Source organism: Isoptericola halotolerans, from assembly GCF_045689585.1.
Lineage (GTDB): Bacteria > Actinomycetota > Actinomycetes > Actinomycetales > Cellulomonadaceae > Isoptericola > Isoptericola halotolerans_B.
The window spans coordinates 2862544-2877993 of sequence record NZ_CP140108.1 but is presented as its reverse complement, the minus strand read 5'-3'; the positions used below and the strand labels follow the sequence as shown (position 1 = coordinate 2877993).

General features: G+C 71.4%; 11 protein-coding genes. 2 read left to right on the top strand and 9 right to left on the bottom strand.

From position 1 onward, the window contains the following. Positions 1-33: 33 nt before the first annotated feature. The gene (locus UQW22_RS13385) at positions 34-1473 is read left to right on the top strand and encodes a PLP-dependent aminotransferase family protein (RefSeq protein WP_407317518.1); all 1440 of its coding nucleotides are present in this window, start codon (positions 34-36) and stop codon (positions 1471-1473) included. 73 nt (positions 1474-1546) lie between these two features. On the opposite strand, the gene UQW22_RS13380 is transcribed toward UQW22_RS13385, so the two are convergent. The 9 genes from UQW22_RS13380 to UQW22_RS13340 all read right to left on the bottom strand — a co-directional run bounded on the left by UQW22_RS13380 (position 1547) and on the right by UQW22_RS13340 (position 13871). Then, positions 1547-6277, bottom strand: coding sequence for a glycoside hydrolase domain-containing protein (locus UQW22_RS13380; protein WP_407317517.1), 4731 nt, complete (start codon positions 6275-6277; stop codon positions 1547-1549). A 58-nt stretch (positions 6278-6335) separates the two neighbouring features. Beyond that, positions 6336-7388: a hypothetical protein gene (locus UQW22_RS13375; RefSeq protein ID WP_407317516.1), complete on the bottom strand. Its 1053-nt coding sequence runs from the start codon at positions 7386-7388 to the stop codon at positions 6336-6338. Positions 7389-7463: 75 nt separating this feature from the next. Further along, the gene (locus tag UQW22_RS13370; RefSeq protein WP_407317515.1) at positions 7464-8075 is read right to left on the bottom strand and encodes a hypothetical protein; all 612 of its coding nucleotides are present in this window, start codon (positions 8073-8075) and stop codon (positions 7464-7466) included. A gap of 53 nt (positions 8076-8128) precedes the next feature. Next, positions 8129-10861, bottom strand: a complete 2733-nt coding sequence (locus tag UQW22_RS13365) for a fibronectin type III domain-containing protein (RefSeq protein WP_407317514.1) — start codon at positions 10859-10861, stop codon at positions 8129-8131. A gap of 166 nt (positions 10862-11027) precedes the next feature. Further along, the gene (locus UQW22_RS13360) at positions 11028-11675 is read right to left on the bottom strand and encodes a BMP family ABC transporter substrate-binding protein (RefSeq protein WP_407317513.1); all 648 of its coding nucleotides are present in this window, start codon (positions 11673-11675) and stop codon (positions 11028-11030) included. 93 nt (positions 11676-11768) lie between these two features. Further along, complete coding sequence (locus UQW22_RS13355; protein WP_407317512.1) at positions 11769-11978, bottom strand: hypothetical protein; 210 nt, start codon at positions 11976-11978, stop codon at positions 11769-11771. Then, positions 11975-13054: a quinone-dependent dihydroorotate dehydrogenase gene (locus UQW22_RS13350; RefSeq protein ID WP_407317511.1), complete on the bottom strand. Its 1080-nt coding sequence runs from the start codon at positions 13052-13054 to the stop codon at positions 11975-11977. Before UQW22_RS13350 ends, UQW22_RS13355 begins: the two co-directional genes overlap by 4 nt. Continuing rightward, on the bottom strand, positions 13051-13515 hold the full coding sequence (locus tag UQW22_RS13345) for a hypothetical protein (protein ID WP_407317509.1): 465 nt from the start codon (positions 13513-13515) through the stop codon (positions 13051-13053). The genes UQW22_RS13350 and UQW22_RS13345 overlap by 4 nt, the downstream gene beginning before the upstream one ends. Beyond that, positions 13515-13871, bottom strand: coding sequence for a hypothetical protein (locus tag UQW22_RS13340; protein WP_407317508.1), 357 nt, complete (start codon positions 13869-13871; stop codon positions 13515-13517). Before UQW22_RS13340 ends, UQW22_RS13345 begins: the two co-directional genes overlap by 1 nt. Positions 13872-13934: 63 nt before the next feature. On the opposite strand from UQW22_RS13340, the gene UQW22_RS13335 reads away from it, so the two are divergent. Then, positions 13935-15437, top strand: a complete 1503-nt coding sequence (locus UQW22_RS13335) for a leucyl aminopeptidase (RefSeq protein ID WP_407317506.1) — start codon at positions 13935-13937, stop codon at positions 15435-15437. Positions 15438-15450: the final 13 nt, after the last annotated feature.

The window sequence follows — 15450 nt, the reverse complement described above, 5'->3', positions numbered from 1 at the left end:
GCATTCCATGGCCAATCGAGCAAGAGTGGATCCATGAGCCTGTCCGCGCCGCCCACCACCGCGGTCCGCCACCTGTCCGCCGCCGCCGCGTCGCGGCTGCTCGGCGCCTGGCACGCATCCGGACCGGCCTACCTCGCCCTGGCCGACGCGCTGCGCGCCGCCGTCCTGTCCGGATCGCTGGCACCGCTGACCAGGTTGCCCAGCGAACGAGAGCTGGCCCGCGTGCTCGGCCTCTCCCGGACGACGACGTCGGCCGCCTACGACCGGCTGCGCGAGCTCGGGTTCGCCACGAGCCAGGTCGGGTCGGGCACCGTCGCGGTCCTGCCCCGCTCCGCCGGCCTCCCGGTGCGCCCCCAAGCGCCCGCCGGCGACGGCCCGCTCCCCCCGCTGTCCGACCCGTCCGGGCCGATCGAGATGTCCCAGGCCACGCCGTCGGCCCCTGACGCCCTGCACGCCGCCTACGAGCGCGCCCTCGAGATGCTCCCCGCCTACCTCGGCACCGGCGGCTACTCCCACCTGGGCCTCGACGTCCTGCGCGAGGCCGTCGCGCAGCGCTACACCGACCGGGGTGTGCCCACCAGCCCCGACCAGGTGCTGGTGACCACGGGCGGGCAGCAGGCCATCGCGCTGCTGGCCACGACGCTGGTCGGTCGCACCGAGCCGGTGGTGGTCGAGTCCCCCACCTACTACCACGCCATCGAGGCGCTGCAGCGGGCAGGTGCCCGGTGCGTCGGCGTGCCCGTCGGCGACGTCGAGTCGCTGGCCTCCGCCGTCCACCGCACCCGTGCTCGCCTGGCCTACCTCGTGCCCGACTTCCACAACCCCACGGGACGGACGCTCACCGCCGAGGACCGCGAGACGGTGGCACACCTGACCGACCGCTACGGCGTGACCGTCGTGGGCGACGAGACGCTCACCGACCTCGACCTCGACGGCGGCACCGTGCCGGGGCCGTTCTGCGGGGACGGCACCGACAACCGGCTCGTCTCGGTGGGATCCGCCTCCAAGTCGTTCTGGGGCGGCCTCCGGATCGGCTGGGTGCGCGCGGACCCGCAGCTCGTCCAGCGGCTGGCCCGGACCCGCCAGGCCCTCGACATCTCCACCCCGGTGCTCGAGCAGCTCACGGTCGTGGAGCTGCTCGCCCGTCGCGACGCGATCCTGCCGGCACGCGTGGCGGACCTGCGGGAGCGGCGCGACCACCTCGTCGGGCTCGTCCGCGACCGCTTCCCCGCCTGGGACGCCCCCTCCCCCGCCGGCGGGCTCTGCCTCTGGACCGGGATCGGCCGGCCCGCCGGCCAGGCGCTCGCGGCCGCCGCCGTCGCGGAGGGGCTGCGGATCGGCGCCGGCCCGCAGTTCACCCCGGACGGGTCCGCGCAGGACCGGATCCGGCTCGTCTACACCGGTTCGCCCGAGACCCTCACGGACGCGGTGGACCGGCTCGAACGAGCCTGGCGACGGGTCGCCGGCGCCTAGGTGTACCCGGCCATCGGCACGGCCCCTGGTGGCGCAGCCCCAGCGGATACCAGCCCGGTCGGACGACGGACGGTCAGTCGGCGGCGGCGTACGAGGCGGACGTCGAGGCCGTGACGGTCCCGGCGCCGGCCTGACCGGTGACAGTGACCGTGACCTCGCCGGCGGGGATCGCCGTCCTGCGCGAGCTGATCGACACGCTCGCCGACCTGCCCGGCGGTACCGCGGCGAAGGACTTGCTCCCGTACGACGTCTCGATCACGACGTCCATGGACACCTCCGAGCCGTTCGTCACGACGACCGACACGTGCTGCTTCCCCGCCACGGTGCGTGTCGAGGCCGACACCGACAGCTTTCTGACGGCCTTCCACTCGAGGTGGCCGGTCGCGAGCCCGAGGACGCGCCGAGCCTCGTCGACCTCGTCCTGCGTCGGGGTGCCGGCGGCGATCCGCTTCGCCTCGGCGAGCGCGGCGCGGAAGACGGCGAAGTCGATGGTCACGTACTGCTCCTCGGCCACCAGCAACGGCTCGGCCGCGGTGATCGCAGCGTTGAGGCGGGTGAGGTCGGCCACGGGACCGTCCTGCGGCCCGGGCCCGATCTCGAACCACTGCAGGTTTGCGACATAGTTGAACTCCTGGCCGGCGACCGCGTCCGCACGCATGACGACCACCAACGTGTGCGTGCCCGAGACCGGCTCGTCGAGCTCGACGGTCGACTCGGCGTAGGTGCCCCATCCACCGGTCGTCGGCAGCGCGACGGTGCCGACCCTCGTCGCGTCGCTCACCTCGTCGAGATAGAGCTCGAGCCGCCGGTTGTCACCCACCCGCTCGTCCCGCGTCGACGCGCTCACCGTGACGTGGGTCAGGGGGTGCGGGCCGAGGTCGCGGCTGTCATAGGTCAGCCGACCGCCGTCCCAGGTGCCGCCGACGTTGCCCGCCGGCGGCTCGCCCCCCTCCTTCTTCAGGCCGTTGCCGTTGTCGGCGTCGTAGGTCTCGGCCTCGATCCGCACCGCATCGGCGGGCTCTGAACCGTCATCCGCGGTCTGGAGGAACTGCGCCCGGTCGAGGTTCACGACCCAGGAGTTCGTCTGAGACGGATCAGGCGTCCCCTGGAAGACGAGGTAGAGCCGGTTCGTTCCCGCCAGCACCCCTGGATCGTCGATCACCGCTTCGGCCGTCGCAAACTTGTTCCAGCTCCCCGTCGTCTCCACGTCGACCCGTGCCGCGACAGGGCCGTCTTCGGCACCGACGCGGACCTCGACGTGCTCGTCCGTAGCGCTGTCGCTCGGGTGGTTCGAGTACCGGAGCTTCACACGCACCGGGACGGTGTCGGCGAAGTCGATCCCGTCGTACGCGATCCACGAGCCCACGGTGACACCGCCGATGCCGCCCACGCTCCCGCCGGCCGAGTCGTCGATCGTCCCGGGACCGAGCCTGCCGCCGGAGGAGTCGTCGAACTCCTCCGCCTCGAGCACGCGGTAGGGAGATCCGGTGATCTGCAGGGCGTTCGCGGCCCTCGTGAGCCGGTCGAGGGCCGACCTGAGATCGTCGTCCGTGGCCGTGTCGCTCCTGAGGGCCTCGCTCGCGTCGTCGCGCGCCGCGTCGAACGCGGAGAACGACGCCGGCGAGTACGCTCCTCGGACCACGAGCTCGGCCTCGGTATGCAACGCGCTCAGCTTCTCGCGCCACCGCTGGTCTCGCTCGACCACCAGGGATCCGAGGCCCGAGACCGCGACGCCGTGGACGCTCACCGCTGGCGTGTCGTCGAACGCCGCATCGGCGAAGACCAGCGCGAGCGAGGCTCGCTCGGCGTCTCCGAGCGAGCCGGTCAGCCGCAAGGTCGCCGCTCCGGCGTCGTCGAGAACCACCGAGGCGGCCATGCTCTGCGGGAGGCCGTCGACCTTCACCGCGCCGTCCGCGACGAGGTCTCGCCCGTCCGACCCCGCGAAGCGGGCGCCGCTCAGCGTGAGCGTCGCAGAGACGTCGACCGTGCCGTCCGTCGCCGCTTTCAGACGGCTCTTGTCGACGTGCAGCGTCGCGCCGTCGAAGACGACCTTCACCCTGAACTGGCGGACGCCGTTCGACGGCTGGCGCGAGAACGCCTCGTCGGAGACTCTCACGGTGAGATCGTCCATGCTGTCGAACGGCCCGGAACGCTCCGCCACGCCCGCGAGAGACAGCTCCACGGTGCGGTTGCCCGTGCGCTCGGCGACGAGCGTCAGCCCCGCGGGCACGTTCTCGGCCGTGATGGCTCCGGCGAGGTCGTCACCGTTCTCACCGGCGAACGTCCCGTTCGCGATCTTCAGATCGATGCTGTTCCCGATCGAGCCGTCACCGGCCGACGCCTCGGAGTACGTCCGCGACGACACCGAGACGGCGCTGATCGGGTCGTACACAGAGCTCGGCAGCCCGTCGCTCAGCGAGGACGACGCGACCGAGCCGGCCGCCCAGTCGGACGCCTCGTCGCCCATCCGGAAGGTGAGCTCGCCGCCGGAGGTGAGCTGGTCGTACGTCAGCCAGGTTCGGTCGAACGGCTCCCCGTTCAGCGTCGCCGACTGGATGTAGTAGGAGTCCGGAGACACGCCGTCTGCCGAGATGTCGAAGGTCCGTCCAGACGGGTAGGCGATACGCACGTTCTCGAAGAACGGTGTGCCGATCTGGTACTCGTCCGATCCGGCGAGGACCGGGAACAGTCCCAGGGCTGCGGCCACGAAGGTGGACGACATGGTGCCGGTGTCGTTGTCCATCGTGGGCAGGAAGCCCTGCGGCTCGTTCTGGAACACCTTGGTCTTCACCGGTGGGGTGAGCTCGCCGCCGCCCGACGGCGCCTCGTGCGTAGAACCCGTCGCGAGATAGCGGTTCCAGGTCTCCTGGGTGTAGATGCTCCGAACCCAGTGCTGCGTGCTGGCGGGAGCGCCGACGTAGTTGAACAGGTAGGGCGCCTGCAGGTCGATCTCGTTGGCGTTCGAGTGGAGCATGCGCGATCCGTCGTCGGGGGCGTGCTCGCCGAACATGAAGCTGAGCGCCTGGCGTGCGGTCTCCTTGCCGCCCATCTCCTGGATCAGGCCGCCCATGTCGGGTGCCGCGTACCAGTGGTACTGCCACAGCGTGCCCTGGTAGACGTTGCCGGCCTCGAACCGCTCCGGATCAGCGTCGATCCAGCGCCCGTCTGCGTCCTTCGGGAAGATCAGGCCGGTCTCGGTTCCGTCGGCCAGGGTGACGGCGCCGTCCTGGAAGAGGTTGGTCCAGTTGGCCGCCCGCAGGCGGTACTCGCGCGCCTCCTCGGTCTTGCCGAGCGCATCGGCGATCGTCGCCATCGCCCAGTCGTCGTAGGCCGTGCCGAGCGTGTCGTCGGCCTCGTTCGCGATGTATCCACGGCGGACGTTCTCCGCGTCGGCGTAGCCACCCCGCGACTGCGAGACGAGGGCGGGCCATGCCTGCGCGAGGCCGGGCAGCTCCGCGCCCTTCGCGATCGCGTCGGCGACGACGACGGCGGCGCGCTCGAACCTCACGGTGGGCACGGAGTGGGTGACGTCCGACAGCGAGCCTCTGTCCGTGCCGGCGAACGTCCCGTACAGGTCGACGATGGACCGGGCCATGTCGCGGAACACGTCGGGATACCCGATCGCGAGGACCTCGTACTTGCGGAAGTCGTCCCAGAACCCCCATCCGTCGTAGTGCGTGTACCCGTCGGCCTGATGGACCTCGCCGTCGAGACCGCGGTAGGTCCCGCTCGTGCTCGTCGCGTTCATCGGCGTCCCGAACATGCGGTACAGGTGCGTGTAGAACAGCGTCTGCAGGTCTCCGTCCGGGTCGCTCGTGCTGGAAGCGGTCACCGACAGACGACCGAGGATCTCGTTCCACGCGGCCTTGGTGTCCTCCCTCACCTGCTCGAAGGACCGGTCGCCCATCTCCGCGGCCAGGTCGGTCCTCGCCTGCTCGGCGCTGAGCGGCGAGACGGCCACCCGGAGCCCGACCTGCTGACCCGCGTCCACGTCGAAGTCGAGGATCGCACCGATGTCGGTACCGTCACGATGCGGCTCCTCCGCGAGCCCGCCGGGCCCGCCCCAGGTGCGCACGCCCGTCGCCGGGACGGTCGTCTCGGCGTAGAAGTGCATCTCGTAGTCGTAGCCGTTGAAGTGGCCCGTGAAGTCGCCAGCGAGCGCGACGCGCCCGTCGTCCAGCGTCTCGTACCCGAGCGTGGCACCTCGGCGGCTCGTGAAGTTGTTGCGCAGGTCGACGACCAGCGAGGCGGTCCCGGCCTCAGGGAAGGTGAAGCGGTCCTGCCCCGTGCGCACGTCCGTGGTCGCCTCGGCACGGATCGGGCCCTCGTCGGTCTCCAGGCCGACGGAGTAGTACCCCGGTTCGGCCTCCTCGTCGTCGTGACGGTAGTTCTTCGCGTACGTGTCCGTGCCGGGCCGGCTCGTGTAGGCCGTGTACGTCGGGACGACCAGCAGATCGCCACCCGCACCGGAGCCGCCCACGCCGTTGAGGTTGGTGTGCGTGAAGCCCGCGATCTGGTCCTCGGCGTAGTCGTACCCCGAGTGCGAGCGTCCCGGCGTCGTCATGGGGTTGATCTTGACGATCGAGTTCGGCGCCTCCGCGCCGACGAGGTCCTGGCCGAAGTCGTCCTCGGTCGAGACGAAGGTGTTGACGAGCTCGGTGTAGTCGATCTCGGAGGTCGGTGGCTCGGCGGCCACGGCGGCGGGAGCGGCGTCGGGCACCGCGGCGGGGACCAGCGCCGTTCCGAGAAGCGCGGTGGCGACGCCTCCGGCGAGCAGACGCGGCGAACGGGACAAGAGCGACATGGGGACGTCTCCTCGGGAGGACGGTCGGCTGTGGCGTCGGGACGGTGTCCGCCAGTGGTCAGGTGATCGGCAGCTCCCGGGGCCGGGCGCCGTCGGACGATGCCCTCGCCTCGGCGAGCGCCTCCTCGCGAGCCTGCGCGATCATCTGCTGTGTTCTCGTGCGCGCATGGCGGCGGCGCAGCGCAGACCACACGACCAGCAACGCCGTTACGACCAGGACGACCAGCTGCGACCACGGCACCGCGAGAGTCGTCGTCCGTGCGTTCGCCTGCTCCGCGCCGTCGAAGGAGAGCTCGTCGGACACCGGCGAGAGCCCCGCAGTGATGTTCACGTCGTAGGTGAGCACCGGCCAGGCCGAAGAGATCCGCACCGTGCCGCGCCGCGTCTCTCCCGGGGCGATCTCGACGATCTCCTCCGCCTGGACACCGTGCGACACGAGCCCGAACGGGCCCGAGACGAGGATCTCCGGCTGGGTCCGCAACCGGACGTTGCCCGTGTTCTCGACCTCGTACGTGACGTCCAGGGCTCCGGCGTCGAAGGGGTTCACCACCCCGCTGTAGGCGCCGGACACCGCCACGCTCAGCTCTGGCGCGAGGTCGCCGGCCACGCGAGTCATCACGCGGAACCCCACACGAGACTCGACCCCGACGGTTCCGTCACCCGCCGAACGGACGCTCGCCGCCACGCCGGCGACGTGATCGCCCGGCGTGGCGCGCTCCGGCACGGTCACCGTGAAGGGCACGACCTCCGTACCTCCTGCCGGGACGAGGACGCTCTCGGGCAGGTCGATCCACGTGCCCGCTGCGACCGACTCCTCGTCCGAGGCGAGCATGTTGAACCGGCCGGCGTCGGTGAAGTACCCGTCCGCTGCGCTGAGCACGAACTCCACGGCCGCACCGCTGTGGTTCGTGACGACCATGTGCTCGATGCGCGACTCTCCCGGACCCGCCTCCCACTCGACCCAGGCGCGACCGTCCGCTTCGTCCTGGTCTCCCGGTCGCACCGACCACGTCACCGCGTCGTCGGTGACGGCGGCCGTCGCGGGATGAGCTGCCAGCGTCGGCGTGACGGCGAGTGCCAGGACGAGGAGAGCGGTGTGCACAGTCTTCACGAATCGGGCTCCGGAGGTCGGGGCGGACAGCGAGAGGTGGGCGGGGCGGGCATCCGCTCCGCCCCGCCCGCGAAGTCACTCGAACAGCGACAGCGTGATGGTCGACGAGTACACGCCCGCCGCCACGTCCGCCGGGACCACCAGACTCAGGTCGGCGGTCGCGCTGAACACACCCCCGGCATCGTTGCCCTCTGCCGACTCCGCCAGGTACAGCAGCTCGTGATCGACCAGACCGGGTCCGGACGGTGCCACGTCCCCACCGACCGAGACGAACGGCTCGCCCTCACCCTCGCCGGCGACGAGCCTCGGCGCCCAACCCAGGTGCTGCGCCCCGACGATGTTCGCCTGCGCCTCGTCGTGGAAGTCGCTGGCGGAGCCGAGCACGGTCCACACCGCGCCCTCCGGGACGTCCTCGGGGGCGCGCGTGTCGGTGACCGTCACCTGGGGAAGCGTTCCTGTGAAGACGCGCTCCAGCTCTGTCGAGTCACCCTCCGTCAGCGTGGTCTCGGTGCTCGCGACCGTCAACGCCAGCGCTCCGGGCTCCGCCAGCTCTTCGATCTCGACGTTCAGGTCCACGCCCGTGCTGCCCTTCTCGTCCTCGTCGGCCAGCGCGGCCGACCCCGCCGACACCAGCAGCGCCGCGCCGAAGGTGGCCACGCAGCTTCGCAGCGCAACAGACTTCTTCATGTCCACTTCTCCTTGCTAGAGGTTCGTCCAGAGTGATTCGTCGAGGCCGGTGCTCAGCCGGCGGCCGGGTACGAGGCCGTCTGCGAACGCGTCACCGTCTCCTCGCCGACCTGCCCGGTGACCGTGACCGTCACCTCGCCGGCGGGGATCGACGTCTCGCGCGAGTTCATCGACACGCTCGCGGACCTCCCCGGCTGGACCGCCGTGAACGACTTGGTGCCGTAGGGCGTCTCGACCACGACGTCGACGGGGAGGTCCTCGTTGTTCGTCACCACGGTCGACACGTACTGCTTCCCCGCCACGACACGCGTGGATGCCTCCACCGACACGTCAAGATCCGTCGCCGCTCCGGCCCGGGCGAGCACGACCTCGTCCACGACGCTGTTGACCGGGCCGGCGGTGCCGTTGGCCTGACTGCGCAGGGTGCGCACCGTGAGCGTCTCGTCGGTGACCTCGATCGCCGAGTAGTTGCGCACCTTCTCCTGGTTGATCACCGAGGCGAACCACGCCTCGGGGGCGCGAACGTCGTAGTACTTCGACCCGCTGGCGGAGTTCGCGGTGATGTACAGCACGTCGCCGTCCGCGGCCTCGACACGTTCCTGGCCCGCGACCGCGGTCGTGTCGGCCAGCTCGCCGCCATCGATCAGGTGGCTACGGGTATAGCTGTGGTCGTGCCCCATCAGCACCATGTCGAAGCCCAGCTCCGAGACATCGGCCGGCATGCTGTCGCGGCGGTCGATGATGTCGCTGTCGTCCGTGTGGGCCGCGACCGAGTAGATCGAGTGGTGGAAGGCGAGCACCTTCCACCTGGCCTCGTCACCGTGCTCGGCGACGACCTGCTCCATGAAGGCGCGGTGCGATGCGAAGTCGCGGCTGTTCGAGTTGATGTTGACGAACAGCACGTCCTTGTAGAGGAACCAGTAGTCGCCGCCCGAGGACGTGCCGTTCGACGCCGCACCGGACTCCAGGTCCTCGTTCGGCACGTTGAAGTGCTGCTCGTACGCCTTCGACCCGACGTCGTGGTTGCCGTTCGTGACGACGAGCGGGATGCTGCGGACCTGTTCCGGCTTCAGGAACGCGTCGTACTGGGCCTCGCTCGAGGCGGTCTCGACCTGGTCGCCCGCCGAGAACAGCAGCTCGGCGTCCGGGTAGCTCTGCGTCGCGACGTTCATCGTGTCGATCCAACCGGCCTCGTCGCGTCCGAGGTCGCCGGAGGCGCCGACCTGGGGGTCGCCGAAGAGCAGGAACGAGAAGTCTCCGGAGAAGCGCTGGGTGCGGAACGTGGAGATGTCTGACCAGCCCGTCTCGTCGCTGCCGACGCGATATGCGTACTCCGTGCTCTCCTCGAGACCGGAGAGGGTCACGTCGCGGAAGAACTCGCCGCTGGTCGTCTCGCCGCTCTTCTCCGCGTCGACCGTGGAGGCCGATGCGGGGAACTCACCGTCGACCACCTCCGTCGCCTTCGCGAGCTGCGCGCCCTGCACCACGTCGACGTCCGAGTACCAGGTCAGGTTCCGCTCGGCCTCGGTGGCACCGACGTGGAGTGCGATGTCCGAGATCGTCGGGGCGGCGGGCTCCACGGCGGGGACGAGCGACGTCAGGTCGAGATAGATGTCGCTGCTGGTCTCGCGGTCCTGGTACAGCGCGACCGAGACCGCGTTCTCACCGGGCTCGAGCGCAGCCGCCGGGATCGTGAACGTGCTGGTCCGGGGGTCACCGTTGCTCGCCCCGGCGTAGGTCACGTTCTGGTTCTCGGCGCCGTCCACGCGATCGTCCACGAAGCCCGCCACCTTCTCGCCGTTGACGTAGATGCGCACCGCGTCGTCGTACGTGATCGTGCCCTGCAGCGACTCGAGCTGCGCGAGCTGCGCGCGCGAGACCGCGAACTCGTTGCGGAAGTGGTAGGTCGGTACTGTGCTCGCCGACCCGTCCAGCGTGTACTGCAGCAGCGTGTTCGCGACGAAGCCGCCGCCGAGTTCCGCGCCACCTCGCTTCGATCCGAACGAGCCGACCGCCTTCGCCCACGCGGAGTCGTCGAAGTCGGCCGTCGTCCACGACAGCGAGCCGTCACCGGACGGGTCGGTGCCGTCGTCGGAGTACTTCCAGGCGTCGGCGGTGGTGAGGAACGACTCGGGCAGCGGTTCGGGACCGAGCTCGAGGTAGTCGATGTTGCCGACGTAGTTGGGGTATCCCGCGCCCTGGCCGGGCTTGGGGTCGACGTGCATGACCACGATCAGCCTGTGCTCGCCGGAGACCTCCTGCAGCAGGTCCACCGTCGTCTCGCCGTAGGAGTCCCAGTCGCTGCCCGTCACCCCCAGGTCCATGGTCGCGACCCTGGTGGCGTCGCTCTTCTCGTCCAGGAAGACGTCGATCGACGGGTTGACCCCGCTGCGGCCCTCGTGAACGGTGTATCGCAACGTGAGCGTGGACAGCGGGGTGGTGCCGAGGTCGACCTGGTCGAACCAGATCTCGGCACCGTTGAAGGTGTTCTTCACGCGGGAACCGCCGGATGCGCCGCCGTGCCGCTCGACGCCGGTGTTCATCACCCGGTCGTCGACCACGTCTCCGTTGTTGTCTCCTGTGTAGTTCTCGGCCTCGACCCGGACGGGCGTCACGCCGATCTCTGCCGGCGGGGCGTTCGTGGGGTCGTCCGACGCTGCGACCGGGAGCGCCCTGGCGGCGAAGGCTCCCACCGTCAGCGCGAGGACGACGAGAACGGCGACAGCACGCCGCCCGCTCCTGCGGAGGTCCCCCGAGGGAGTCGGCGACGCTTCGATGGTCAGCAAGGTGTCACACGCCAATCTGGAGTCGATGCCTGGGGCAAGAGGCGCATCCGGTGCGTCCGGGCGTCATCCTGTTCGCCTCGCATGGCGCCCCGGAGACGAGGCGATGAACGCCCGCCGTCGCGCGTGCGAAGAGGTGGCGCGCCGTCCGTCCCCCTTCGGGAGCAGGTCAGCCGAGGTGCAGGACGACCCCGGTGGTGCCGTCCTGGATGCTCGCCAGGCCGGCCTCGAGCGCATCCTCGCCACGGTCCGCGGTGATGCTCGCGTCGTCGAGGGCGCCGTCGGAGCCGGCCGCGGATCCACGAGAGGTCGCGCCGACCCAGGTCACGGCCGTGACGTTGTCGGTGGGCTCCGGCAGCTGCGCGCCGACGACCAGGAACTGCTGGTCGAGTCGCTGCGCGCTCTCGAACCCGAGGACGTCGACGGCCCCTTCCCCGAGACCGACGATCAGGTCCGGCCGGGTGTCGAGAGCCTGCGCGAGAGCCGCACCGACCGGATCCTCGCCCGCCGCGTCGGCCGAGAACTCACGCACCTCCGCGCCGTTCGCGGAGGCCACCGCCCTGGTGGCCGACAGGAGCGTCGCGGAGGCCGCCGAGTCGTCGGGGACGAGCACGGCGATCCGGTGACCGTCGAGGCCGGGTACGGAAGCGGGCGGCGTCGCCTCGATCGTGCGGCCCGGTGCAGGCTTGATCTCGTGCGGGGTTCCTGAGGCAGTGGGAGCGACCTCCCCGTCCGCCACGCAGCCCGGAAGCAGCACGCCCAGGATCACGAGCACCGGGGCGAGTCGTGCGATGCGGGCAGTTCCTCCGTGGGTCACCACGCCAGTGAAACCCCTGGCGGTGATGCGTCGGCGGCTTGCGCGTGTCCCTCCGGTGAACGGCCGACGCACGACCGGGTCAGGACATCACATCTAGTGGACGCGCAACATGATCGTCGGAGTCGCCTGGGCACCGTCGTGCCGGAGCGTCGCGGTCGCGGCACCCGCTGCGGCGAGCCGCCGCCAGTGCTCCCCGAGCCACTGCTCGGCGTCGTACTGGGCGGTGAACACCGGGCTCGACGACGGTTCCAGCGTCCGTCCGTCGGCGTCCGTGAGCACCCATTCCCACCGTGGCCGGATCATGCGACCCGCCCCGCACTGACGGACCCGGCCGACCGAGTCAGGGCACGGTTCAGGCGCGAGGGCCACAGGGGCCCCTCGTAGACGAACGAGGTGTAGCCCTGCACCAGGTCGGCCCCCGCACGCAGGTAGGCGCGGACGTCGTCGGCGTGCGTCACGCCCCCCACACCGATGACCACCGGGTCCGGCCCGAGCCGTCGGCGCAGGCGCGCCACGACCTCGAGCCCCCGGGGCAGCAGGGTCGGCCCGGACAGGCCGCCCGGGCCACGGTCGTGGCCGACCGTCGTGTTCACGGCCACCACGCCGTCCAGACCCAGCTCGGCGGCGAGGTCGGCGACCGCGTCCACGTCGGCGTCCGCCAGGTCCGGAGCGATCTTGACGAGGAGCGGGGTGCGCCGCACCCCGGCCGTGGCCGTCGCCTCGTCGGCCGCCTGCCGGGCGGCGGCCAGGATCGGCCGCAGCTCGGCCGTGGTCTGCAGGTCGCGCAGCCCCGGCGTGTTCGGCGAGGAGACGTTGACCACCAGGTAGTCGGCGTGCGCGGCCAGCAGCCGGGCGCACGCCGCGTAGTCGGCGGCGGCGTCCTCGGCCGGCGTGCTCTTGTTCTTGCCGATGTTGACGCCGACGACGGCGGCCCGTCCCGCTGCGGTCGACCGCAGCCGACGCAACCGTTCCGCCATCTCCAGCGCGCCGTCGTTGTTGAAGCCCATCCGGTTGCGCACGCCGCGCAGGTCGAGCTCGCGCCACATGCGCGGAGCCTCGTTGCCGGGCTGCGGACGAGGGGTGACGGTGCCGACCTCGACGAAACCGAACCCGAGCATCATCAGTCCGCGGACCGCCCGCGCGTTCTTGTCGAAGCCGCCGGCCAGCCCGAACGGCGCCGGGACGGTCCGGCCCAGCACCTCGACGCTGCCCGGGCCGCCCGCCCCGCGCCCGAGGTAGGGGGCGAGCGCCCCCTGCACCACGTCACGCAGCACGGGGACGCGTCCCGCCCTCTCGATCGCGCGGAACGCCAGCTCGTGGGCACGCTCCGGGTCCATGCGCCGGAAGAGGCCGTGGAAGAGCAGGGAGTACGGGGTCATCGAGCCTCCGTCGATTCGTCCGGCGCGGTCACGGGTCGTTGTCGTCCAGGGCGAGTGTGCCAGAGCCACCACAGGCCGACGAAGGGCAGGACCAGGGGCACGTAGCCGTACCCCTGGCCGAACGCCGACCAGACGGTGTGCTCGCCGAAGAGCTGCGGGGCGACCAGGGAGACGGTGCCGACCACGAGCACGCCGGCGGCCTCGACGACGACGGCGCACCAGGCGACCGCCCGCCACCGCCCGCGCCCGCCCCGGGCGAGCGCCAGGGTCGCCACGACGTAGACCACCGCGGCGAGCAGCGAGAGCAGGTAGGCCGCCGGGGCCTCGCCCAGCTTGGTGGCGACCTGGTAGGAGGACCGGCCGAGGGCGGCGAACGCCAGGATGCCGTACACGGTCACCAGCAGCCGTCCGAACCCGCGGCCGGTCGCGCCGGCGACGGGTTCCCGGGACGACGCGCCCATCAGCTTCCTCCCCAGATGATCCAGAGACGCCACTGCAGGAAGGCCACGGTCAGCGAGGCGACGCAGAGCACCACCGACGACCACCGGGTGCGCTCGGCGAACGCCCACACGGCGGCCAGCGGCAGCAGGAGCGCGGCGGTGAGCAGGTACCCCCAGAACAGGGCGCCGTCGACGGCGTGGCCCCGGGCCTGGAGGCCGATCGCGACCACTGCCTGGACGACCAGGACCGCCTCGACGGCGCCGGCCCAGAAGAGCTGACGCAGGACCACGGCCCGGTCGCGCACCGCGAACCACGCCGCCCACCCGGCGAGCGCGGCGCACAGCACGACGGACAGCGCGAACAGGGGAAGGACCACGTCCGCAGACTACCGGCAGCCTCGCGGCGCCATGACGCCGGACGCCGCGTTAACCTGGTCCGCGTGGCTGACCTCACCCTGACCGGCAAGAAACCGTCCACCATCGCTGCCGACGCCCTCGTCGTCGGGACCTGCTCCACCTCCGACGGCGTGGCCGTCGTGGCGGACCAGCTGCCCGCCCGGCTCGTCGAGCAGATCGAGTCCCTGGCTCCACGCCTCGGCGTGACCGGCGCGCTGCAGGAGGTGCGGACCGTGCCGGCCGGCAGCGACGTCGCCGCCGACGTACTCGTCCTGACGGGCCTCGGCGAGCGCGAGCCCGACGGCACCTTCGACCACGAGACCCTGCGCACCGCCGCCGGCGCGGCCGTGCGGACCCTGGCCGGGGCCGCCGACGCCGTGATCGCGCTGCCGGCGGTCGACGAGGCCGAGCTCGGCGCCGTCGCCGAGGGCGCGCTGCTCGGCGCCTACGCCTACACCCGCTACCGTGAGGAGAAGGCTGCCGGCAAGCTGACGCCGGTCACGCGACTGCAGGTCGCGACGAGCATGTACCGGTCGGCACGAGCCAAGGCCGTGACCGCCCGGGCCGAGGTGCTCGCCGCCGCCGTGCAGGGCACGCGCGACCTGGTGAACTGCCCGCCCAACGACCTCTACCCGGCGGCGTTCGCCGATGCCGCGAAGGCCGCCGTGAAGGAGCTGGGCGCCCGGGGCGTCAAGGTCACCGTGCTGGACGACAAGCAGCTCGTGGCCGGCGGCTACGGCGGGATCGCCGGCGTCGGGCAGGGCTCGTCGCGCGGCCCTCGCCTCGTGAAGCTGACCTACGCGCCGTCGAAGGCGACGAGCAAGGTCGCGATCGTCGGCAAGGGGATCACGTTCGACACCGGCGGTATCTCCCTCAAGCCACCGGCCGGCATGCTCACCATGAAGTCCGACATGGCCGGTGCCGCCGCCGTGCTGCACACGGTCGTCGCGGCCGCGCGGCTCGGCCTGCCGGTCGCCGTGACCGGCTACCTCTGCCTGGCCGAGAACATGCCGAGCGCCACCGCGCAGCGCCCGTCCGACGTCGTCACGATGCGCGGAGGCAAGACGGTCGAGATCACCAACACCGACGCCGAGGGCCGGCTCGTCATGGCGGACGGTCTCGTCGCCGCCGTGGAGGACGGTCACGACGCCGTCCTGGACATCGCCACCCTGACAGGGGCCCAGATGGTGGCCCTCGGCAACCGGACGTCGGCGGTCATGGGCTCCGACGCCGTGCGCGACGAGGTCAAGGCGGCCGCGGACACAGTCGGCGAGCCGTTCTGGCCGATGCCGCTGCCCGCCGAGCTCCAGGCGGGGCTGAAGTCGAACGTGGCCGACATGGTCAACGCCGCGTCCGACCGCGCCGGCGGGATGCTGTTCGCCGGGCACTTCCTGGCCGAGTTCGTCGGGGACACCCCCTGGGCGCACCTGGACATCGCGGGCCCGTCGTACAACGAGAAGGCGGCGCACGGCTACACGCCCGTCGGCGGCACCGGGGTCGGCGTGCGGACGCTGCTCGGCTTCCTGGAGGGACGCGCCGGCGCCTGACCGGCACGGCCGG